This window comes from Mesorhizobium sp. L-8-10 (genome assembly GCF_016756635.1).
Taxonomy (GTDB): Bacteria; Pseudomonadota; Alphaproteobacteria; order Rhizobiales; family Rhizobiaceae.
Map to the genome: position 1 here is coordinate 7,920,077 of NZ_AP023263.1, position 22,710 is coordinate 7,942,786.

The window sequence follows — 22,710 nt, forward strand, 5'->3', positions numbered from 1 at the left end:
TCCTACCTACGCCTTCAGATGGATGTGGATGTTGCCGTAACCGTCGACCTCGACCTGGTTGCCGGGATGGATGACGACGGTGGTGCCGGGATCCTCGACGATGGCCGGGCCGGCGAAGCGCATGTTCGGCCGCAGCCTGGTGCCGTCATAGATCTTTGCCTTGTGGATGCCTTCCAGCGCATAGTCGACGTCGCGCTCGCCCTTGAGGGCGCTCGCCGTATCGGCACCGCCGCCCTCGCGCTTCTTCATGGTGAGCTTGCCGACCTCGGCGGAGGCGACGAGATGGATGCCGACCATCTCGACGGGCGCGTCGAGCCTGTAGGTGTATTCGCGCTCATAGGTCTCGTGGAAGGCGGCCTCGATCTCGGAGAGGCGATCGTCGCTGACCTTGCCCTCGATCAGCACTTCCGTGGTGTGCTCCTGGTTCTGGTAGCGGAACTTGCCGTAGCGCAGGAAACGCACCTTGCCGGGCTCGACGCCCTCGGCCGCGAACTGGGCCCTGGCGCGCTCCTCGCTCTCGGCGAAGACCGCTTCGATGCCCGATGCCGCGCCCTTCTTCAGGTCGGCGAGACGGGTGACGAAATAGTCGCGGCGCAGGTCGCTCATCATCATGCCCCAGGCCGAGAACACCGAGGCGCCGGCCGGCACGACGACCTTCGCGACGCCCAGCTCCTGGCCAAGTGCGACGCCGTGCATGGCGCCGCCGCCGCCGAAGACGACGAGGGTGAAGTCGCGCGGGTCATGGCCGCGGTTCAGCGAGACGAGCTTCAGCGCGTTGACCATGTTGTTGTTGGCGATGCGGATGATGCCGCGCGCCGCCTCGTCGGGACCGACGCCGAGCTTCTCGCCGACCGCCGTGATCGCCGCCTCGGCGGCCTTCATGTCGGCGACCACTTCGCCGCCGCAGAAATAGTCCTTGTTGATGCGGCCGAGCCAGAGATTGGCGTCGGTGGTGGTCGCCTTGTCGCCACCGCGGCCATAGGCGGCGGGGCCGGGCACGGCGCCGGCCGACTGCGGGCCGACATGCAGCTTGCCGAAATCGTCGACCCAGGCGATCGAGCCGCCGCCATTGCCGATCTCCACCAGGTCGACCACCGGCACCATGATGGGATAGCCGGCAGAGGTGCGGTCGCGTTCGATCCAGTAGTCGGTCTTGATCTTGACCTCGCCGTTCTCGATCAGCGAGCACTTGGCAGTGGTCCCGCCGATGTCGAGAGCCAGCACGTTGCGCTTGCGGATCAGCTTGCCGAGCTCGGCCGCGCCCCAGAAGCCCGACGCCGGGCCTGACTCGACCATGGTGATCGGGATCTTCGAGACCGATTCCAGCGAGTCGACGCCGCAGTTGGACTGCATGATGTAGGGGCTTTTCCTGAGCCCCTTCTCCCTCAGCCCGTTGTGAAGGCGGGAGAGATAGCGCTCGGCCGTGGGCTGCACATAGGCCGACAGCACGGCCGTGTTGGAGCGCTCATATTCGCGCCATTCGCGGGTGATCTGATGCGAGGACACCACCGACACGCCGGGCCAGAGCTTCTCGATCCCGGCGAGGGCGGCCTGCTCGTGTCTCGTATTGGCGTAGGAATGCAGGAAGCAGACGGCGATCGCCTCGACGCCTTCCTCCCTGAAATCGTCGAGGATGGCGGGAAGGCCGGAGAGATCCAGCGGCTTCAGCTCCTCGCCCTTGTAGGAGATGCGCCCCGGCAGCTCGCGCCTGAGATAACGCGGCACGAAAGGCTTCGGCTTCTCGTAGTGGAGGTTGAAGAAATCAGGGCGGTTGCCCCGGGCGATCTCCAGCGTGTCGCGGAAACCCTCGGTGGTGATCAATCCGACCTTGACGCCCTTGCGCTCGGTGAGCGCGTTGATGACCACGGTCGTGCCGTGGGCGAGGAAATCGACCGTTGCCGGATCGACATTGCCCTTCTCCAGCACATTGAGGACGCCCTGCTCGAAATTCGGCGGCGTGGTGTCGGACTTGGCGGTGATGATGCGCGCTTCGCCGGTGGCGTGATCGGTCTCGAAACAGACCAGATCCGTGAATGTGCCGCCGACGTCGGTCGCGACGCGTATCGTCTTGTTGCTCATGCCTGTCCTCCCTTGGCATCGCGCTGGTTGAGCAGAAGGCAGACGGCGCCGGGCAGCTTCAGCGCTTCCGCGGCCTCGACCTTCTCTTCGGTGTAGAAACCCTTCTCGTGAAGGCAGTTTATCGTGCCGAGAACCTCGCCGCCGACAACGACGGGAACATTGATGACGCTCTCGCAGCCGAGCGACCTGATGAGCTCGTGATCGTAGAAGACTGCGGCGATGCCCTCGATGTCGTTGGCGACGAAGGTGCGCTTCTCCTTGATCACCTGGCGCGTCCAGTCCGTCTCGTTGGCCGGCTTGGTGCCGGAGACAGGATAGGCGTCGGGCATGTTGGAATAGATGCGGCCGGCCGTGCCGGTCTTGTGGTCGTGCGTCATGACGGTGAAGAGCTTCACGCCGACGACGTCGCGGGTGAACGCGCAAAGCGCATCGAAAGCGGCTTGCGGATCCGTGCTTTCGGCAGCGATGGCCTTGGTGAAGGAGGAATAGTCAGGCATCTGCATTGGTCTTCTCCATAAGCCGGGCGCGCAGTTCCGCCTCGTCGGCGGTGACGACCGGTACGGCGCCGATAAGCCGGCGCGTATAGGCGTGCTCGGGCCTGGCGAACACCGTCCCGGTCGGGTTGAGCTCGACGAGCCGGCCCTTCTCGAAAACGGCGACGCGGTCGGCGATGTTGCGGACCACCGAGAGGTCGTGGGTGATGAAGATGTAGGTGAGGCCGCGCTTCTCACGCAGTTCGCTGAGCAGCTTCAGAACGCGCGCCTGCACCAGCACGTCGAGCGCCGAGGTCGGCTCGTCGAGCACCACGATCTCCGACTGGCAGGCGAGCGCGCGGGCAATCGCCACGCGCTGGCGCTGGCCGCCCGACAAGGCCGCGGGGCTGCGCTTGCGGAACTCCGCCGGCAGCCCGACTTCTTCCAGCAACTGGCCGGTGCGTTCGGCCCGGCCGGCCCGGTCGCCGATGCCGTGAACGTCGAGCGCCAGCCGCAGCGATGCGCCGATGGAGCGCCGCGGGTTGAGCGACGAGAGCGGGTTCTGCTGGACGAGCTGGATCGCGCGGCGATGGGCGAGGTCGCGTCGGGCCGGCAGCGCGCTGCCGCGGAAGGTGATCTCGCCCAGCGTCTGCGGATAGATGCCGAGGATCATATTGGCGATGGTCGACTTGCCTGAGCCGGACTCCCCGACGATCGCCAGGCACTCGCCCTCGTGGACGTCGAAGGAGACGTCGTCGACGGCCCGGACTTCGCGCCCGGCCGTCTTGAAGATCTTGGAGACGTTGCGCAGGGAGAGCAGAGGATGGGTCATGCGGGGCGCCTCTGCATGGATCGACTTGGCCCACTATTGCGCGTCGCTCTACCCCCCTCTGGCCTGCCGGCCATCTCCCCCTCAAGCGGGGAGATCGGCAGCTTCGATGTGGGCGACATACCTACAACGTCGGCGATTGGCGAAAGCAGCCGCGACAGCCAATCTCCCCCTTTGAGGGGGAGATGGCCGGCAGGCCAGGGGGGGGTAAAGCGACGCGCGTTCATCGTGCCACCTCCGGCTCGCCGTAGCCTTCATGCACCACGAGCGGGTCGAAATAGGAGGGCGAGGCGTCCTCGATCTCGGGAATGCCGCCGCCGGTGATGCGCGGCACCGCCCGCATCAAGGCGCGCGTGTAGGGATGGCGCGGATCCTCGAACAGGCCTGCCGCCGGTCCCTGCTCGACGATGCGACCCTTGTAGATGACGTAGACGCGGTCGGCGAATTCGCGCACCACGCCGAGATTGTGCGAGATGAAGAGCACGGCCGTGTGGTGCTTCTCGACGAGGTCGCGCATCAGGCCGAGCGTCTGGGCCTGCACCGTCACGTCGAGCGCGGTGCCGGGCTCGTCTGCGATCAGCAGCGAGGGCTCGTTGGCCAGGGCCATGGCGATCATGACGCGCTGGTTCATGCCGCCGGAGAGCTGGAAGGAATAGGAGTCGAGCACCCGCTTGGGCTCGCTGATGGCCACGTCGGCGAGCGCCGCGGCGGCCTTGCGGCGGGCTTCCTCGACGGAAATGCCTGGCGCGACACGCCGCAGCACCTCGTGGAACTGCGCGCCGATCGTGTAGACCGGGTTGAGCGAGGAAGTCGGATCCTGGAAGATCATCGACATCCTGGTGCCGCGCAGGCCGTGCCGTTCACGCTCCGACAGCCTCGCAAGGTCGCGGCCCTCGAATTCGACAAGACCGGAGATCCGGGCGCTCTTCATGGCCTGCAGCAGGCCGAGCACGATGCGCGCCGTCACCGACTTGCCGGAGCCGGATTCGCCGACCAAGGCGACACGCTCGCCCTTGCCGATATGGAGCGAGATGCCGTGCAGCACGTCGACCGTGCCGGAATAGCTGCGGAAGCCGAGCTTGAGATCGCGGATGCGAAGCGTCATTGGTCGCCTCCCAGGATCTCGCGCAGCGCGTCGCCGACAAGGTTGAAACCGAAAACGGCGACCAGAATGGCCAGGCCGGGGAACACGGTCAGCCACCACGAATCCGGCAGATATTTCGCTCCGTCGGCCACCATGGAGCCGAGATCAGGCGTCGGTGGCTGCACGCCGAGGCCGAGGAAGGACAGGGACGAGGCGATGAGGATGACGAAGCCCAGGTCGAGCGTCATCTTGGTGAGGATCGAGGGCACGCAGTTCGGCAGGATCTCGCGGAACATGACATGCAACTTCGACGCACCGATGACCTCGGCGGCGAGCACATAGCCCTCCTCCCGCTCGGCGCGGGTGAGATTGTAGACGAGACGCGTATACCAGGGCCACCACATGGCGGTGACCGCGATCATGCCGTTGGTGAGCGTCGGCTCGAGCAGGCCCATCATCGACATGGCCAGGACCAGCGGCGGGATCGACAGGAAGACGTCGGTCAGCCGCATCAGGGCATATTCGACCCAGCCTCCGAGATAGCCCGCGGCAAGCCCGATCGTCACGCCGATCGGCACGGCGATCGCCAGGACCACCACCCCCAGGATCAGCGAGATGCGGTAGGCGTAGACGACGCGGGTGAAGAGGTCGCGCCCGACGAGATCGGTCCCGAAGATATAGGGCCATTCGGGCGGCCTGTTGAAATTGGCGAAGTCGACCACGGCGCCGACATGCTCCGGGAAGGGCGTGATGAAATCGGCGAAGATCGCCGAGAACACGACCAGTCCGATGAGCACCAGGCCGAGCAGCGACAGCGGGTTGCGCAACAGGATGAAGAGGGTGCGCTTCATGTCACGAAGCCCTCTGCGAATAGCGGATGCGCGGATTGATGAAGGCGATCAGAAGGTCGACCACGACGTTGACGATGAGGAACATGGCCGAGATGATCAGCACCGTGCCGACGATGGCGTTGAGGTCCTTCCTGAGGATCACGGCGACGCCGTAGCGCGAAAGGCCAGGCCACGCGAAGACGGCCTCGACGAGGAAGGCGTTGCCGAGCATCGCCGCGAAATCGAGGCCGATGATGGTCAGCGACGGGATCATCGACGGCCTGAAGGCGTAGCGCCGGGCGATGCGCTTTTCCGGGAAGCCGTAGGACTGCGCCATCTCGATATAAGGACGCTCATAGGTCTCGACCATGTTGGAGCGCGTCAGCCGGGCCGCCTGACCGATGCCCGAAAGTGCCAGCGCAAAGGCGGGAAGGACGATGTGCCAGGCCGCGTTGGCGAAGGCCTTGAGATTGCCCGCAAGCAAAGTGTCGACCAGGAGGAAGCCGGTGACAGGAGCCACAGCGATCGTATCCGATATGCGGCCGGCGATGGGGAAGAGCGGTAGGAAAAAGGCGAAGACCAGCATCAGGATCACCGCCCAGACGAAGGCCGGCGCAGAGACGCCGAGCAGTGTGACGAGGCGGACCGCATTGTCGATCCAGCTGTCGCGATAGCGCGCCGACAGGATGCCCAGCGGCAGGCCGAAGACGACCATCATCAGGCCGGCGACGATCACCAGTTCGAGCGTCGCGGGCAGGAACTGGGCTATGTCAGAGGTCACCGGACGATTGGTGTAGAGCGAGACGCCGAGATCGCCACGAAAGAGATCGGCGACGAAATAGCCGTATTGGGTGACGAGCGAGTGATCGAGATGCAGCTTGTCGCGCAGCGCCGTCACCTGCTCGGCGGTCGCGTTCGGTCCGAGCGCGATGCGCGCCGGATCGCCGGGAATGACCCGGGCTATGGCGAAGATCAGCATGGAAACCCCGATCAGCACGATCAAAGAGGTGCCCAGCCGCTTCGCGAGGAGGCGGATGACAGCAGGCATCGCAAGACGCTTCCTTGTTGGGCGAGGGGCGGCGGCGTGCCGCCGCTCCTCGCCGGACCCGGCCTATTCGTTCATTTCCATCAGGCGGAAGGTGAAACCCATTCCGCTGAGGCTGAAGGCCTTGCTCTTGTCGGACAGTGCAGGCACCGACACCCGCTTGCTGGCCGCGAACACCGAATTCTGGTCATAGGCGAAGATGGTCGGGGCGAGCTCGCGCAGGCGATTGCCGACTTCCGTGTAGACCGCGGCGCGCTCCTCGTCCGAAGTGACGACACGCCCCTTGTCGAGCAGTTCATCGACCTTGGCGTCCTTGAGATATTCCGGCGACTGCCAGGTGCCGACCGCCGAGGAATGATACATGCCGTAGATCAGCGTATCGGGGTCGCCCGTGACAGCATTGACGAAGACCTGGGAGATGTTGGGCGTGTTCTCGGGCTTGGTGACCTGCTCGGTGAACAGCGCCCACGGGATCTTCTTCACTTCGGACTTGATGCCGATCTCGGCGAAATTCGCCTGCATCAGCAGCGCGAAACGCTCCTCGAGCGGAACTTCGCCTACCCAGGACAGTTCGACGGTGAACTCGTCGGGCTTGTACTGGCACGCGGCCAGATACTTCTTGGCGGCATCGAGGTCGCGCTTGTAGGCATCAGTTTCCGGCAGGGCGCCGAGCATGCCGACCGGCAGGGCGCCGGTCGCAGGGCTGCCTTGCGACACCGTGTCGGTGATGGCGACCATCTTGATGGCGGTGGCGTAGTCGAAGGCGTTGGACATGGCCAGGCGGCAATTCTGGTCGTCGAACGGCTTCTTCGCCGTGTTCATCTTCACGTAGAAGCCGGCGCCGCCCGATTCCGTCAGGACCTGCGCGCCCTCGGCGGCCAGCGACTTCAGCACCTCCGGCGGCAGCCACTGCGAGGAGATGTCGTGCTCGCCCTGCGAGATCAGCGTGCGCACCGTGGCGGCCTCGAGACCGTAGCGGAAGCGCACCGTATCCGGCGCCTTGGCGGGCACGCCGAGGAAATAGGCGGGATTCTTCGCCATCACGGTTTCCTGCTGCGGATTGTGCGAGGTGACCGTATAGGCGCCCGTGCCGGCTCCATGGGTGGAGAGATAGGCCTGGCCCCAGTCCTTCATGTCGCCGTCGCCGGCGCCGAGGTTCTCCATGACGAGCTTCTTGTCGACGATGGGCAGGCGCAGCAGGGCGGAGACGAAGGGCGAATAGGGCTGAGACAAGGTGAACTTGACCGTGCCGGCATCGACGGCCTCCGCCTTCTCGACCTGGGCAAAAAGATAGGACAGGCCTTGCCCGATCGTCTTCATGCGATCGAGCGAGAACACCACGTCGTCGGCGGTCAGCGGATTGCCGCTCTGGAACTTCACGTCGGTGCGCAGCTTGAAGGTATAGGTCTTACCGTCGGTCTCCCAGCTTTCGGCCAGGTGCGGCACGACACCCGCCCCGCCCTGCCTGGACAGCACCAGCGTGTCGTAGACGTTGAACATGAGGATCGAGTCGGCATAGTCGGTGGCCTTGGCCGGATCCAGTTCGCCGACCGCCACCTCGTCGAGGCGAAGCACCGTTTCGGCGGTTGCCTGGCTGACGGCGGCAAGGCTCAACGCGGTGCTCGCGACCAGCGCCGCAGCGATCGGTTTCAAAAAAATGTTCATGACGACTTCCCCTTGGTTATCTTAGGCTGAAGTCCGCCGGAGGACTTCAGCCTGGGTTGCTTCGGAGCGCTCTTGCGGCCGCGCGCCCGCGACACGGCCATGCTTGTCTCGGGGCGGCCCGTCGGCGTGCCGTCCCCGAATACATCCATCGTGCAGGTATGCAGGATGGTGGTGTTCCGGTCGGTGTGGTTCCACGTCACATGCGTCCGGATCGACGGAAAGTGGATGGAATCGCCCGTCTCCAATATGTTCGGCTCGCCGTCGATCTCGACGGTCAGGGCGCCTTCCAGGATGTAGTAGATCTCCTCTCCCTCGTGCGACATCGGCTCGCTGCGGAAACCCGGCGGCTCGTGGATCAGCACGCTGCGCAGCACGTTCCCGGGAAAGGACGCCGAGAGCCGCTCATAGCTGATGGCGTTGCCGCCGACCGCATAGATGGGGCGCTGGTCATGCCGCGTGACGGGCTGATCGCCGCGCGGCTGCGAAAGGAAATCGCTCACTTCCGACTTCAGCACCCGGCAGACGGAGATCAGCGACGTCAGCGAGGGTATGGTGATGCCGCGCTCGATCTGCGAGATGAAGCCGACCGAGAGGCCTGCGGCGTCCGCGACATCCTTGAGCGTCAAACCGAGTGCCTGGCGACGATCGCGCAGCCGTGTTCCCAGCGGGTCCGCGAACTCAGTCGATGCCTCGGCTCTCTGACTCAACCGTTCCTCCGATTTTAGTATTGCTAAAATCTTTGCGCATCACGCGACGGGAGTCAACAGCAATTTTAGCACCACTAAAATCGATGAAAAGGCCTGGGCGGGCTTTTCCGGGACGTCTTTGCTAACCATCTGAAAAAGCTTCGCTTTCCTGGCTCCAAAGACCATCCTTGGTCCTGGCGAGGCGTGGCGAGGCAAGCGCCGCCGTCACGATTGCGGGAACACCGGGATCGAAATCTGCGAGCGTCGCACGCCAGCGCTCACCCTGCAGCATGGCCGCGACGATGCCGACGGGCGCGATGCCGGCCTTGGCCAGAAGCGCAAGCACCGCACGGATCGAGGCGCCGGAGCTTATCACGTCGTCGACCACGACGACACGGCGGCGCTCGATCAGCGGCAGCATCCTGGGGTCGAGAAAGAGGCGCTTGGCATGGGCCGGGCTGGTGATCGACGACATCGGCTCGGAGAGACCGTCGTCATACCAGAACTTGCGCGAGGTTCCGAGCGCCACCATGCGGTCGTGGCCAAGCCGGCGCGCGACACCATTGGCGAGCGGCAGGCCGAGGGTCGGAACGCCGATCACGACCTCGGGCTCGAAGCGCGCGGCACGCTCCGCCATGGCATCGCAGAGCGCGTCCTCGACGGCGAAGCTCGCCTGATTGACGATGAGCGAGGCGACGGCCGCGCTGCCATCACCGGGAAGGACGCGGATCGGCAGCGCGATCTGTCGGCCGTCCGGCAGCGCCGCCGGATAGAGGTCTCGCCACGCCTGGCCGGCCCCCGACGCGAAGGTGCCCGCGGGATAGACGACCTGCCAGAAGTCGTGCGGCCTGAAGTCATGCGGTGAGGTTCGATCAGGAACGAGTGGCAAAGCTCGGCTTTCTGTAGCAGAAGGACTGGGATGGGGCCGCGTCGGCGCCCGATGGATTTCGTATCGCGCGGGGTGCAGGAAAGCATGCATGACCGTGCGATGTCACGTTGGAGTTCGGCCATGCGCAAATCTGATACGGCGGAATGGGAGATGCTGACGGCTCTCAGGCGCGACCTCCACGCCCATCCCGAACTCGGCTTCGAGGAGACGCGCACCAGCGCCATCGTGGAGAAAGTGCTTGCCGAAGCCGGTCTTGCGGTCCATTCCGGGCTCGGCAAGACCGGCATCGTCGCTACGCTGCGGTTCGGCGAAGACGGCAGGCGCATCGCGCTCCGCGCCGACATGGATGCGCTCGCCATGCCGGAAACGGCCGAAGCGCGGCCTTATAAATCGACGATACCAGGCAAGATGCATGCCTGCGGCCATGACGGCCATACGGCCATGCTCATCGGCGCGGCGCGCCGGCTCGCCGGGCGGCGCGACCTGTCGGGAACGGTGCATTTCATCTTCCAGCCGGCGGAGGAAGGGCGCGGCGGCGCAAGGGCGATGATCGACGACGGCTTCTTCAAGCTGTTTCCCGTCGACGCCGTCTATGGGCTGCATAATATGCCGGGTCTGGAACCGGACGAGATGGCGGTCGTCGCCGGCCCGCAGCTCGCCTCCTCGGACCGCTGGTCGGTGACCTTCGAGGGCGTCGGCACGCATGGGGCAAAACCTCATTTCGGGCGTGACGCCGTTACGGCGGCCGGGCAGTTCCTGACCGCGCTGCACACGATCGTGGCGCGCCGCATCGACCCGCTGCAGCCGGCCGTCGTCAGCGCCTGCGCCATCGAAGGCGGCAGCTTCGAGGCGCTCAACGTGATCCCCGACGAGGTGCGGATCGGCGGCACGGCGCGCGCCTTCACGCCTGCGGTGCGCGACCAGATCGAGGAGGAGATCGGCCATCTGGCCCAGACGACCGCTGCGCTCTACGGCATCCGCCACAGCTATGCCTACCGCCGCCAGATGCCGCCCGTGATCAACGACGCCAATGCGGCGGCCCGCGCGCTGGCCGCCGCGCGCAGCGCGCTCGGCGCCGACAAGGTCCGCACGGCCTTCGAGCCATCGACCGCCGGCGACGACTTCGCCATGTTCAGCACCGAGGTGCCGGGCGCCTATGTCTGGCTCGGCAACGGCCCTGCCGAGGACGGCGCGCTCCACCACAACAGCCGCTACGACTTCAACGATGCGGCGATCCCGTCAGGCGTGAAGTTCTGGACGACGCTGGTGGAGCAGGAACTGGCGAGGTAGTGCGAACGCTGCTCATTACGGCGCCTTCACATGGACGGGTCTCCGACGGTTTCGATGGGTTGCTCCTTCCTACGAGCCGTTCGAGCTTCCAGACCACGAGCCTATCGTCCTCGCGATCGAGGGCGCGGTATCCAATCAGCGCCATTGTTCGATGTCAGTGTGCGTGAAGTCGTCGCCCTTGAACAGCAAGGGAGCCGACAGGCTTTTGGCGAGGGCATAGGCGGCGCAATCGGCAAGATTCAGTCTTGCCATCGAGTGAAGGCCTTTGCCGAACCGCCCGAAGGCCTCCGAGGCGGCACGCGCCTGGTTCTCGTCGAACGGCGCAACCTCAATGCCGTTGGCCGCGAGGAAGTGCCAGAAGTCGTGGGCGCTCTCGGAGCCGCCGCGTGCGCGCAGGATCATCGCAGACTCGTGCGCGTTGACCGCCGACATCACGAGATGGTCGGCAGACGCAAGGGCTTCCGCGAGCGATTGGGCGTCATCCTCGGCTTGCAGAATCGCGATGACAGCCGACGAGTCAACGACCATCATGGCGCGTTGAGGTCATCGGCGATCTCCTGCGGGGAGCGCGGATCGAGCACCGGGCGGGCAGAGACCTTCCTGCCGAAAGCGAGCATTTCAGCAGCTGTCATTCGACGCTTGGCCGGTTCTTCGTCGGAAAGGCCGAGCGCCCTGGCCTCGCGTTCGAGCGCAGTGCGGACCAAGTCCTCGGGCTTGCGGCCGACCCGTGCCGCGACCCGGCGCGCGAGTTCTTCGGTGTCATGAGTTAGCCGCAACATCGCTTTTCTCTCGGAATTCATCACCAGATAACATATTGCCTCGTGAGACCAAAACAAGCGGCGGTTTCGGGAGCAGCCGCGGCTACGCCACATCGGCTGACGCTTGCCCAATCCGATCTCAAACCGATCTCCTCGCCAGCCGTTCGATCAGCAGCCGGAGCACCGCCGCCCCGTCGATCGACGTCGCCACGTCGACCTCAGCACCTCCGGGCTCGTCGGGGATCAGGGCGCCGGCATCGGGCCCGTCGCCGGTGTCGACCGAAAGCTTCAGCGTCTCATGGCCGAAAAGGGTCGGAGCGATGCAGTGGAGCATGACGCAGGGGTCGTGCAGGGGCCGGCTCTCGCGGCCGTCGCCGGATTGAAAATAGGCATCGACGAGATCGGCGCAGGCGATGGCCGCGGGCGTGCCCGCCGCCTTGAGCATGGTGGTGTCGGCGCGCGTGGCGCGCACCTTGCGTGTCACGTCGAGCGGGATGAGGACGAGGTCGAGCCCGGCCCGCAGCACGATGGCGGCGGCTTCCGGATCGGCGGCGAGGTTGAACTCCGAGCGCGGACCGATGTTTCCCGGCTCGCGCACCGCACCTCCCATAACGACGACCCTTCCGATTCGCGCGGCCGATGCCGGATGTTCGAGCAGGAGCCGGGCGATGTTGGTCAGCGGGCCGAGCGCCAGGATGTCGAGCGACTTTTGCGGTCGCCTGTCCAGGTGGGCGGCGAGCCAGACGACGGCGTTCTCTTCCGCAGGCGGCGCCAGCGGCTCGGGAAATCCGACACCGCCCAGGCCGTCATTGCCGTGTATGTCCGCCGTGTCGAAGCCCTTGCGCGACAGGGGCGCAGGCGCGCCTGATACGACCGCGATATCGCCGCGGCCGGCAAGCGCCAGGATGCGGCCGGCATTGCGCGTGGTCGTGGCAATGCCGATATTGCCCGCGACCGTGGTGATGCCGGCAATGTCGAATTCGGGCGATGCCAAGGCGAGCAGGATCGCCACGGCATCGTCGATGCCGGGATCGGTGTCGATCACCACGGAACGGCGCATGGTTCAGCGTCCCATCTTCTTGTCTTCACGCAATTCCGGACGCAAAACCGCGGCTCACTTTTGCTGGAATTGCTCTTGCCCGGCAAAGGCCGCGAGGATGCGGATCCACGACCTGATGCCTTTCCGGAAGCTCGAGAGGTCGTACTTCTCGTTCGGGCTGTGGACCCGGTTGTCGAAACGCGCGAAGCCGACCAGCAGCGCATCCATGCCGAGCCGGCGCTTGAACTCGCCGACGATCGGGATCGACCCGCCGGTGCCGGCGACGGCCGCTTCCTTGCCCCACTCTTCGGTGAGCGCGCCGAGCGCCTTCACCAGGAACGTGCCGTCGATCGGCATGACGGTCGCGGGGCTGCCGCCATGGGCGCGGAAAGTGACATCGCAATCGTCGGGCACATGCGCCCTGACATGCGCGCGGAAGGCGGAACGGATCTTCTCCGGGTCCTGCCCGGCGACCAGACGGAACGAGATCTTGGCCCGCGCCCTGGCCGGGATGACCGTCTTGAAGCCCTCTTCGGTGTAGCCGCCGACGATGCCATGGATCTCGCAACTCGGGCGCGCCCAGACCTGTTCCAACACAGAGCGGCCCTTCTCGCCCGCCGGCTTCTCCAGCCCGACATCCCTCAGGAAACCCTGCTCGTCGAAGGGCAGCCGCTCCCAGCGCTTCCGCACCGCATCGGGCAACTCCTCGACGCCATCGTAGAAACCGGGCATGGCGACACCGCCATCCGATGTCCTCAGGCTGGCGACGACATCGGCCATCACCTGCAGCGCATTGCGCGCGGCATTGCCGAACATGCCGGAATGAAGGTCGCGGCTGGCGCAGGAGATCTCGATCTCCTCCCCCACCAGTCCGCGCAGCATTGTGGTGATGGCCGGCGTTTTCTTGTCCCACATGTCGGTGTCGCAGACGAGCATGACGTCGGCCGAAAGTTCGGCGGCCGCGCTTTCGATGAAGGGCAGCAGGCTCGGGCTCGAAATCTCCTCCTCGCCCTCGAAAAGCATGGAGACCTTGACCGGCAGTCGGCCGGTGACCGACTTCCAGGCGCGGCAGGCTTCGACAAAGGTGAGGAGCTGGCCCTTGTCGTCGGAGGCGCCCCGCGCCACGATATGGGTATCGCCATCGGGCTGCTCCCTGAAGACGGGCTCGAACGGATCGGAGTCCCACAGCGCCAGCGGATCGACCGGCTGCACGTCGTAGTGACCGTAGAACAGGACATGCGGACCGTCGGCCGCCTTGTCATGCGCGACCACCATCGGGTGACCTTGGGTCGGCCGCACGGAGGCATCGAAGCCCAGCGCGGCGAGGTCCGCGGCCAGCCATTCGGCCGCCCGCCGGCAATCGCCGGCATGGGCGGGATCGGTCGAAACCGATGGGATGCGGATCAGCGCGGCAAGCCGCGAAAGGCTGTCGTCCAGCGTTGCATCGGCATGGGCCAGAACCGCGTCGAGCCTGTCTGAATTCGTGGTCATGCCGGTCATCCTGCTGCGTCGATCCGTGTCATCTCGGCCTTGAAGGCGCCAGCGACCTGCAGCGCGTCGCGCAGCACCTTGCGCCGCTCGAGCGTCAGCACCTCTCGCTCGCGCATCAGCCATTGGCCCGCCACCATCACGTCGCGCACATCGGTCGGCATGGCCGCGAAGACGAGCGCGGAATAGATGTCGTAGACGGGCTGCATGCGCGGCGCCGAAATGTCGATGCGGATGAGGTCAGCCTTCTTGCCCGGCTCCAGCGAGCCTATGGCATGCGCCTGGCCGAGCACCCGCGCGCCCTCGCTGGTCGCCATGCGGATCACCTCCACGGCCGGCATCGGCTTGCGGCTGTGACCGAGCAGCTTCTGGAACATCGCGACCGGCCCGAACTGGGAGAAGAGGTCGAGCGTGTTGCCGCTCATGGCGCCGTCGGTCGCGATCCCCACCGGAATGCCCGCCTTGCGCATGGCTTCGACGGGCGCGATACCCCTGCCCGCCTTGGCGTTGGAGCGCGCATTGTGGGCTACGCAGACCTGCCGATGCGCCATGGTCTCGATGTCGCTCTCGCTGACATGCAGGCAATGGGCGCAGATCAGGCCCGGCCGCAGCAGGCCTGTCTTTTCGACCAGTTCGACGGGACGCATCCCGTATTTGTTCGCGCACCATTCCATCTCCGAATCCATCTCCGCGAGATGGATCTGGATCGGCACTTCGGGGTGATCATCAGCCCAGCGCACGACACGCTCCATCACCGCGACGTCGGTCGAATAGGGCGCGTGCGGGGCGATCGACGGGATCACCCTGTCATGGCCGGAGAACTCCGCCACGAGTTCTTCGACCAGGGCGAAACCGGCGTCTATGCTCTTGTGATCCGGCGGATCGAAATCGGCGATGGTCTGGCCGACGACGGCGCGGATGCCCGCCTTGTCGACGACGCGTCCGACCTCGGTCTCATGATAATACATGTCCGCCACCGCGGTGACGCCGCCTTCGATGAGTTCAAGCGCGGCAAGCGCGGTGCCGACGCGCACCATTTCGGGGCTGACGAATTTGCGCTCCAGCGGCAGGATGTAGCGATAGAGCCTGTCGTCGACGTCTTCGCCCAGGCCGCGGAACAGCGTCATGGCCATGTGGCAATGCGGATTGACCATGCCGGGCATGACGACACCGCCGCCGGCATCAACGATCTCCGCGCCCGGCATCTCCGGTGCCGGACCGGCGCCGACCGCGCGGATCGTTTCGCCCTCGACACTGACATAACCGTTCTCGATCACGGTCATCGCGGCGTCGCAGGGGAGGATCAGGGCATTGGTGATCAGTGTGGTCGGCATATGGTCTCGCAATCTGGTCGGAAGGCACTCTACGTTGCCCCCCTCTGTCCTGCCGGACATCTCCCCCACAAGGGGGGAGATCAGCCTGCCGCCTGGGCTTCGCCAACCGTCAACGTCGCAGAACGAGCGCCGTCATCGATGACAGCCGATCTCCCCCCTTGTGGGGGAGATGTCCGGCAGGACAGTGGGGGGCAACGTAGGGCGCAAGATCTCCTGTCTTCCCAAAACCTACCCCTCCTTCAGCACGCAGCACTGGTCCGGAACGGGCACGAGCTTCGCCGTACTGCCGGGCTCGAGTGGGGCCGAAAGCGGTCCGTTGGCGATCAGCTTTCCGGCCGCCGTCTCGCACTGATACTGGTAGGCGCGGCCGAGATAGGTGCGCAGGCCTGGTGTCGCCGGGATGCCCTCAGCCGCGGGGTCGGCGCTGACCACGAGGCCGTCGGCGCGGGTCGCCAGCACGAAGCTGTCCGGTATGGCGCCGAATCGATCCTGGTTCAGGGAAAGCCTTGTGCCGCCGGGGGCCTCAGCCGTCACGGCGTCGCCGTCGCGGCCTACGACATTCATCGGGACCAGGTTCTCGAAGCCGACGAACCGCGCGACGAAGGCGTTGGCCGGACGCTGATAGAGCGCTTCGGGTGTGTCGAGCTGCATGATGCGCCCGGCATTCATGATCGCGACGCGGTCGGAGATCGAGAAAGCCTCCTCCTGGTCGTGCGTGACATAGACCGAGGTGGTGCCGTTGGCACGCTGCAGCTGGCGGATCTCGACGCGCATGTCGATTCTGAGCTTGGCGTCGAGGTTGGAGAGCGGCTCGTCGAACATCAGGAGCGGCGGCTCGATGACGAGGGCGCGGGCGAGCGCGACGCGCTGCTTCTGCCCGCCCGATAGTGCGCCCGGCAGCCGGTCGGCCAACTGGGTGAGACCGACGCGCTCCAGCATGGCCCGGGCACGCTTCTCGCGGTCCGATCCGGCCACGCCACGCTGCTTCAGGCCGAAGCCGACATTTTCGAGAACGGACAGATGCGGGAAAAGCGCGTAGTTCTGGAAGACCAGGCCGATGTCGCGCCGGTAGGCGGGCAGCTTCGTCAGGTCCTTGGTCCCGAGCGTTATCGATCCCGATGTCGGTTCCAGGAAGCCGGCGATCAAGCGCAAGGTGGTCGTCTTGCCGCAGCCGGAAGCGCCGAGCAGCGAGACGAGCTCGCCGGCGCCGACGGAAAGCGACAGGTCGTCCAGGACCTTGGTCGTCCCGTAATGCGCGGTGAGGTTCTTGACGGTGAGGGTCTGGGTCATCGGTTCTACTTGGCGAGGTCCTGTTTTGGCGCGGCACTATTGGCCAGGCCCCTATTTTGCAAGGAAGGTGAGGCCCAGCGTGCGCTCGACGATCGCCATGACGGCGACGGTGAGGAACATCAGGAGCACGGAAACCGACGCGATCGTCGGATCGAAGAACTGCTCGACATGGGCGAGGATCTGGATCGGCAAGGTCGAGATGCCGGGACCGGTGAGGAAGAGCGACGTCGACACATCGTTGATCGAGGTGATGAAGGCCAGGATGAAGGCCGCGATCACGCCGGAGCGGACATTGGGCAGGACGATCGTGAAGAAGGTCTTCATCGGCGGGCTGCCCAGGCTGATCGCCGCCTCCTCGATCGAGAAGTCGAAGGACGCCAGGCTGGCCGAGACGACACGCACGCAATAGGGCAGCACCAGCAGCGTGTGGCCGATCAGGAGCGCGAGGAAGATCGGCGTTCCGGCTCCGACCGCGACCGATTTCAGGAGGGAGAAGCCGAGCACGATCTCGGGCACAAGGATCGGCAGCACGAAGACCGTCGAGAGCCAGGATGGCAGGCGCACACGGTAGCGGTTGAGCGCGTAAGCCGCGGGAATGCCGATCAGCAGCGCCAGCCCCGTTGCAAGGAATGCGAGTTGCAGGCTGGTTATGATCGTGCGGCGGAAGGCGGCGATCTCGAAGATGTTCTCGAACCAGCGCAGCGACAGGCCCTGGGGCGGGAAAGTGAGATAGGTCGTGTCGCTTACCGACGCGCCGAGGACAATGATCAGCGGGCCGACGAGGAACACATAGACGGCGACCGAGAAGACGATCAGCAGGGGGTGGACGCGTGAAGTCATCATCGGATCAGGTCGCCATCGGGTTGAGGCGCCGCGCGATGCGGCTCATGAAAAGGACGGTGGCGATGGTGATGACAACCATGATGGCGGCGATGGTCGAAGCGCCGACCCAGTCGAAGGACACCATGGCGCGCTGGTACATCAGCGTGCCCATCACCATCTGGCGCTCGCCGCCGAGGAGCTGGGGCGTGGCATAGGCAGTGAAGGAGCCGGTGAAAACGAGCACGGCGCCGACGATCAGTCCCGGCACGGCCAGCGGCAGGATCACCTGGCGAAAGGTGGCCGCAGGGGTCGCGCCGAGCGAGGCGGAGGCCTGGACAACGTCCTCGGGAATGTTCTCCAGAACGCCGACGAGGGTCAGGATCATCAGCGGCACGAAGAGATAGACCATGGCCACGATCACCGCGCCCTCGGTGTAGAGCATTGAGAGCGGTTCGGCGACCGCGCCGATGCCGACTAGGAAATTGTTGAGAATGCCGTTCTTGCCGAGGATGATCAGCCAGGCGAAGGAGCGCACGACGACACCGGTGAGCAGCGGGAAGACCGCAGCGATGATCAGCAGGCTCTTGAGGCGGCCCGGCGCCTTCGCCACCACATAGGCGGTGAGGAAGCCGATGACGAGCGAGATCGCCGTCGTCGCCAGCGAGATCTCGATGGTGCGCCAGAGCACCGTGCGGCGGAAGCCGCTGCCGAAGAAGGCGGCATAGGGCGCGAACGGGCCTGCCGCCTCGCGGAAAGTCGTGAGGATGGTGGCCGCCACCGGCAGCACAAGCAAGACGAACACGGCAAGTGTGGCCGGGGCCGCGAGCGTCCATCCGGCATGTCGTTTCAGCATTGAAGTATTGTTCCTCGATGGAGGGTTTTTAGCGTCGCGCTGCCCCTCATCCGCCTGCCGGCACCTTCATGCCGCAAGCGGCTACCGCACGCTCGCCAAGGTACCCCTCATCCGACCTCGCTTCGCGAGGCCACCTTCTCCCACAAGGGGAGAAGGCCGGAGCCCAGTTTAGCCGGCCCAGCAAATCGCCAGCACCTGCGATTGGCGGAGACGTTGCCGCAGCCTTCCCTTCTCCCCTCGTGGGAGAAGATGGCCTCGCCCGAAGGGGCGAGGTCGGATGAGGGGTAGTTCCACGATGTGTGCATCCCATAGCCACAAGCGGGGAGGAAGTGCCGACAGGCGGATGAGGGCGGCACAGCATCTCAAAGCTTGCCCCGGTTCGCTGCCGGCAATCGACGTCCGTAACCGTCGCCTCCTACATTCCGAAGACTTCGTTCCAGCGGTCGATCCAGCCGCTCTTGGCCTCGTTCATCTTCTCGTAGTCGACACGCTTCAGCGACGCGATCATGTCGGCGCCGTAGGTCCACTGCCTGGCCTGCTCGGGCGTCAACTTGACCGACGTCACGACCGGCGCGTCGACGCCGTTCTCGGCCAGCGTCTGCTGCAGCGCCGGATCGAGGATGAAGTTGATGAACTCATGCGCGAGATCGACATTGGTCGAACCCTTGGGGATGTTCACCGTGTTGAGCGTGGCGACCGCGCCATCGGTGAGATCGGCCCAGACGGCCGTCGGCACCGCCGCCTGGATCTGGGCCAGCGTGAAGTCCTGCGCGACCGCGGCAGAGATCTCTCCCGTCGAGAACAGGTTCACCAGCTCGGAGCCGGTATTGTAATTCTTCACGACATTGGGCTTCAGTTCCTCGATCGCCTTGAAGGCGCCGTCGCCGTCAACGAAGGCGTCGACGCCGGCATGGGCGCCGGCGATCATGACCATCATCGGGCCGGCCGTGGTGGTGATGCCGGGCAGCGAGAGCTGGCCCTTGAACTCTTCCTTCCAGAGGTCGCTCCACGAGGAGACCGGCGCCTTCACCTTGGCGGAATCGTAGATGACGCCGACGCGGCCGATCGTATAGGCCGGGCCGTAGTCGCCCTGCGGAGCCTGGGCGATCTCGTAGATGCCGGAGAGGTTCGGTAGCTTGGCGCGGTCCACCGTCTGGAACACGCCGTCCTTGATGCCGATCTGCGAATAGGCGTCGGTGAAATAGGCGACGTCGACGCCCTCGCCGCTGCGGATCTTGATCTTGTTGAGCCGGTCGGCATTGTTGCCGGTCTCGAAGACGAGTTCGCAGCCGCATTTCTCCTGGAACGGCTTGACCACATACTGGTCGAGCTTCTCGCCGTTGAAGCCCCACCAGGAAATGGTGAGCGTCTTCTGCTGCGCCGCCGCCGGCATCGCCGCAGCGGCCAGGCAGGCCGCGCCCGCCAGGGACAAAGTCAGGAGTTTCTTCATTATTCGCCTCTCATCGGCCCGTCGGGTCCACGGCCTTGTGTTTTCTGATGAACGGCATGCGCCCCAAGCATGCTCCTCCGCCGATGACCTTATTTTCGCGGCCTGTGGCCAGCAAGGCCGAATCTCGGACGGCCAACAGGAATGAGCCCTTTCGGGGTCGCCGATTGCACAGTGCGGTGGCGGCACCCGAGCGATCCACAACCCCGGCGGGATATTCTCGATGGTCGTCCGCCGATCGCCATTCGGCGATCTATCGTCTTCGCCCGCTGGCGCTGATCGCCACCGCGGCAACGATGATCAGACCTGTCGTCAGGTCCTTGAAGAAGGGGTCTGCATTCAGGATGTTGAAGCCGTTGTTGATCAGCGCCAGCATGATGACGCCGGCGAGCGAGCGCCATATAGCGCCCTGCCCGCCATAGATGCTGGTGCCGCCGATGATGACGGCGGCGATCGCCTCCAGCTCCATGCCGGCGCCTGCCGTCGCCTGCCCCATCGAGATGCGCGACACCGCGATGGCCGAGGCCAGCCCGGCGGCGAAGCCGGCGATGGCGAAGGTGACGATCTTGACCCGGCGCGTGCGGATGCCGGAAAGGATGGCAGCCTCCTCGTTGCCGCCGACGGCAAAGACCTTGCGGCCGAAGGCAGTGCGGTTGAGCAGCACCATGAGCGCGACGGCAAAGACAATCATCACGATCACCGCGATGTAGACCGGGCCGATGCGTCCGCGTCCGAGCCAGGTGAATTCCGGCAGCCGCACCGGGATCAGCGTGCCGCCGGTGATCAGGATCGCAATGCCGCGAAAGACCAGGCTGGTCGCCAGCGTCGCCAGGAAGGAGTGGATATTCAGGACGGTGATGGTGACACCGTTGACGAGGCCGAGCGCCAGTCCGACGCAGGGCGCGATCGCAAGGCCGAGCAGCGGATGCACGTGGAGTGCCACCCAGGCGGCCGAAACGCCGGCCACGGCGAAGGTGGCGCCGACCGAGAGGTCGAAGCCGCCGCCGATGATGACCAGCGTCATGGCCGCCGCCATGATCGCAAGCGGGGCGTTCTGGTTCAGGATGTTGATCAGGTTCTGGGTGGTCAGAAAGGAATCGCTCAGCGCCGTCAGCAGCGCCATCAGCAGCACGATCATCACCGCGACAGCATATTTCTGCAGGAACCGCGCGATGGAACCCGCCGTCAGGCGGGAAGTGACCACCGAACGGGCCGTCGCCGTGTCGCTGCTCATGAGGCTCTCCGTTCGGACGCTGGCGCGTCGTCATCCTGAAACAAGGTCCACAACAGTTCGTCCTCGCCGACCTCTCCCGGCACGACCTCGCGCACGATGCGTCCGTGCCGGACGAGATAGGCGCGATGGGCGAGGCCCAGCACCTCCTCCATCTCGGAAGAGATCAGCAGGACGCCGACACCTCGCCCGGCAAGCTCGCTGACGAATTCATGGATGCGCCGGCGCGCGCCCAGGTCGACGCCGCGGCTCGGTTCGTCGAGGATCACGATCTTGGGATCACGCATGATCCATTTGCCGAGCAGCACCTTCTGCTGGTTGCCGCCCGAATAGTTGACGACGTCGCCGTCGACATGGCGCGGGCTGACGCCGAGATGCTCGACGAGCCGTCGCACCGCGTCGCCCTCGGCGCCGAGCCGCAGGAACCCCGCCAGCGAGAAGGCCGAAAGGTGCGGCAACGTCATGTTGGGCCGCACGGTCTGGGTCAGCACGAGCCCCTGCTTGCGCCTGTCCTCCGGAACCATGGCGATGCGCAGCGCCACCGACCGCTCGGGCGAGCGCTCCGCATAGGGCTCGCCATCGATCAGAACCTTTCCTTCGGCCGGATCGGCGCCGAAGACAGCGCGCGCGATCTCGGTACGGCCGCTGCCGACCAGGCCGATGAGGCCGACGATTTCGCCGGGGTGGATCTCGAAGTCGACGCCGCCGATGCCGGTATCAGCGGTCAGCCCCTCGACCTTGAGCAATGGGACGACCCCGCGAGCCGGCGGCACTGTCTTTTCCGGATACGACACCTCCGCATCGGCACGGCCGAGCATGCCCGCGACCAGCGACGCCTTGGTCTCGTCCCTGGCGTCGGCCGTTCGGACAATCCTGCCGTCGCGCATGATGGTGACACGGTCGCAGATCGCCAGCACATGGTCGAGGAAGTGCGAGACATAGACGACGGTGCGGCCCATGCTTTTCAGACGCAGCATCGTGGCGTGCAGGCGCTCCGCCTCGTCGGCGGTGAGCGACGAGGTGGGTTCGTCCATCACGATGACGCGGGCATCGCGCGCCATGGCCCGCATGATCTCGATCTTCTGCTGGTCGGCGATGCTGAGCGAGCCGGCGCGCGCCGACGGGTCGAGATCGAACCCGCACAAGGCGACGATCCCGGCCAACCGCTGGTCCTCGTCGCGTTTCAGGAAACCGGCGCGACGATGCTCGATGCCGAGGAACACGTTCTCAGCCACGGTGAGTTCCGGCACGAGCTGGAGTTCCTGATGCATCATGGCGATCCCGCGGGCGAGCGCGGTCGCGGCGTCCCAGGCACCGACCCTCTCGCCGAATATTTCGAGATCGCCGGACGAGCGCGAGTAATAGCCGCCCGCGATCTTGCCGACGGTCGACTTGCCGGCGCCGTTCTCGCCGACCAGGGCGTGGATCTCGCCCTGGCGGAAATCGAGGCTGATGTTGCGCAGCACCTGGACGCCGGCGAAGGACTTGCCGACATCGATCAGGCGGATGCAGACCGGATGCGCCTCCGCTCCCGCTGTTTCCCGTTTCGCTGCGTTCATCGCCACCTTCCCGCCTGGC

21 protein-coding genes are annotated in these 22,710 nt (G+C 65.5%); 1 reads left to right on the plus strand and 20 read right to left on the minus strand.

The window, feature by feature from the left end; genetic code table 11:
* Positions 1-6: 6 nt before the first annotated feature.
* The 9 genes from JN280_RS36755 to JN280_RS36795 form a co-directional block, all read right to left on the minus strand.
* On the minus strand, positions 7-2,079 hold the full coding sequence (locus JN280_RS36755) for a hydantoinase/oxoprolinase family protein (RefSeq protein ID WP_202309091.1): 2,073 nt from the start codon (positions 2,077-2,079) through the stop codon (positions 7-9).
* The gene (locus JN280_RS36760) at positions 2,076-2,582 is read right to left on the minus strand and encodes a GAF domain-containing protein (protein ID WP_244742619.1); all 507 of its coding nucleotides are present in this window, start codon (positions 2,580-2,582) and stop codon (positions 2,076-2,078) included. The genes JN280_RS36755 and JN280_RS36760 overlap by 4 nt, the downstream gene beginning before the upstream one ends.
* On the minus strand, positions 2,569-3,384 hold the full coding sequence (locus JN280_RS36765; protein WP_202309092.1) for an ABC transporter ATP-binding protein: 816 nt from the start codon (positions 3,382-3,384) through the stop codon (positions 2,569-2,571). Before JN280_RS36765 ends, JN280_RS36760 begins: the two co-directional genes overlap by 14 nt.
* Before the next feature lie 220 nt (positions 3,385-3,604).
* Complete coding sequence (locus tag JN280_RS36770; protein WP_202309093.1) at positions 3,605-4,486, minus strand: ABC transporter ATP-binding protein; 882 nt, start codon at positions 4,484-4,486, stop codon at positions 3,605-3,607.
* Positions 4,483-5,316 carry an ABC transporter permease gene (locus JN280_RS36775; RefSeq protein ID WP_202309094.1) on the minus strand — a complete coding sequence of 278 codons (834 nt, stop codon included), beginning with the start codon at positions 5,314-5,316 and terminating at the stop codon, positions 4,483-4,485. Before JN280_RS36775 ends, JN280_RS36770 begins: the two co-directional genes overlap by 4 nt.
* Position 5,317: 1 nt before the next feature.
* Positions 5,318-6,343: an ABC transporter permease gene (locus JN280_RS36780; protein ID WP_202309095.1), complete on the minus strand. Its 1,026-nt coding sequence runs from the start codon at positions 6,341-6,343 to the stop codon at positions 5,318-5,320.
* Between the two features lie 63 nt (positions 6,344-6,406).
* Positions 6,407-8,005 carry an ABC transporter substrate-binding protein gene (locus JN280_RS36785; protein WP_202309096.1) on the minus strand — a complete coding sequence of 533 codons (1,599 nt, stop codon included), beginning with the start codon at positions 8,003-8,005 and terminating at the stop codon, positions 6,407-6,409.
* Positions 8,002-8,712, minus strand: a complete 711-nt coding sequence (locus JN280_RS36790) for a helix-turn-helix domain-containing protein (protein WP_202309097.1) — start codon at positions 8,710-8,712, stop codon at positions 8,002-8,004. Before JN280_RS36790 ends, JN280_RS36785 begins: the two co-directional genes overlap by 4 nt.
* A 121-nt stretch (positions 8,713-8,833) precedes the next feature.
* Positions 8,834-9,580 carry a phosphoribosyltransferase gene (locus JN280_RS36795; protein WP_244742622.1) on the minus strand — a complete coding sequence of 249 codons (747 nt, stop codon included), beginning with the start codon at positions 9,578-9,580 and terminating at the stop codon, positions 8,834-8,836.
* A gap of 120 nt (positions 9,581-9,700) precedes the next feature.
* Between JN280_RS36795 and JN280_RS36800 the strand changes: the two genes are divergently transcribed.
* Positions 9,701-10,870, plus strand: coding sequence for a M20 aminoacylase family protein (locus tag JN280_RS36800; RefSeq protein WP_202309099.1), 1,170 nt, complete (start codon positions 9,701-9,703; stop codon positions 10,868-10,870).
* A 135-nt stretch (positions 10,871-11,005) separates the two neighbouring features.
* On the opposite strand, the gene JN280_RS36805 is transcribed toward JN280_RS36800, so the two are convergent.
* The 11 genes from JN280_RS36805 to JN280_RS36855 form a co-directional block, all read right to left on the minus strand.
* Positions 11,006-11,401, minus strand: a complete 396-nt coding sequence (locus tag JN280_RS36805; protein ID WP_202309100.1) for a type II toxin-antitoxin system VapC family toxin — start codon at positions 11,399-11,401, stop codon at positions 11,006-11,008.
* Positions 11,398-11,760, minus strand: a complete 363-nt coding sequence (locus JN280_RS36810) for a type II toxin-antitoxin system VapB family antitoxin (protein ID WP_244742626.1) — start codon at positions 11,758-11,760, stop codon at positions 11,398-11,400. Before JN280_RS36810 ends, JN280_RS36805 begins: the two co-directional genes overlap by 4 nt.
* A gap of 7 nt (positions 11,761-11,767) precedes the next feature.
* Complete coding sequence (locus JN280_RS36815) at positions 11,768-12,688, minus strand: nucleoside hydrolase (protein WP_202309101.1); 921 nt, start codon at positions 12,686-12,688, stop codon at positions 11,768-11,770.
* Between the two features lie 54 nt (positions 12,689-12,742).
* Positions 12,743-14,158: a dipeptidase gene (locus tag JN280_RS36820; RefSeq protein WP_202309102.1), complete on the minus strand. Its 1,416-nt coding sequence runs from the start codon at positions 14,156-14,158 to the stop codon at positions 12,743-12,745.
* A 5-nt stretch (positions 14,159-14,163) separates the two neighbouring features.
* Positions 14,164-15,489, minus strand: coding sequence for an amidohydrolase family protein (locus JN280_RS36825; protein WP_202309103.1), 1,326 nt, complete (start codon positions 15,487-15,489; stop codon positions 14,164-14,166).
* Positions 15,490-15,717: 228 nt separating this feature from the next.
* Positions 15,718-16,779 (minus strand): ABC transporter ATP-binding protein, encoded by a 1,062-nt coding sequence (locus tag JN280_RS36830; protein ID WP_202309104.1) that lies wholly within the window; start codon positions 16,777-16,779, stop codon positions 15,718-15,720.
* A gap of 51 nt (positions 16,780-16,830) precedes the next feature.
* Complete coding sequence (locus JN280_RS36835) at positions 16,831-17,622, minus strand: ABC transporter permease (protein ID WP_202309105.1); 792 nt, start codon at positions 17,620-17,622, stop codon at positions 16,831-16,833.
* A 4-nt stretch (positions 17,623-17,626) separates the two neighbouring features.
* Complete coding sequence (locus JN280_RS36840) at positions 17,627-18,451, minus strand: ABC transporter permease (RefSeq protein WP_446720860.1); 825 nt, start codon at positions 18,449-18,451, stop codon at positions 17,627-17,629.
* A gap of 418 nt (positions 18,452-18,869) precedes the next feature.
* Positions 18,870-19,904 carry an ABC transporter substrate-binding protein gene (locus tag JN280_RS36845; protein WP_202309107.1) on the minus strand — a complete coding sequence of 345 codons (1,035 nt, stop codon included), beginning with the start codon at positions 19,902-19,904 and terminating at the stop codon, positions 18,870-18,872.
* A gap of 250 nt (positions 19,905-20,154) precedes the next feature.
* Entirely contained in the window at positions 20,155-21,135 is a 981-nt protein-coding gene (locus JN280_RS36850; protein WP_244742630.1) for an ABC transporter permease, read from the minus strand.
* Positions 21,132-22,691, minus strand: coding sequence for a sugar ABC transporter ATP-binding protein (locus JN280_RS36855; RefSeq protein ID WP_202309108.1), 1,560 nt, complete (start codon positions 22,689-22,691; stop codon positions 21,132-21,134). Before JN280_RS36855 ends, JN280_RS36850 begins: the two co-directional genes overlap by 4 nt.
* Positions 22,692-22,710: the final 19 nt, after the last annotated feature.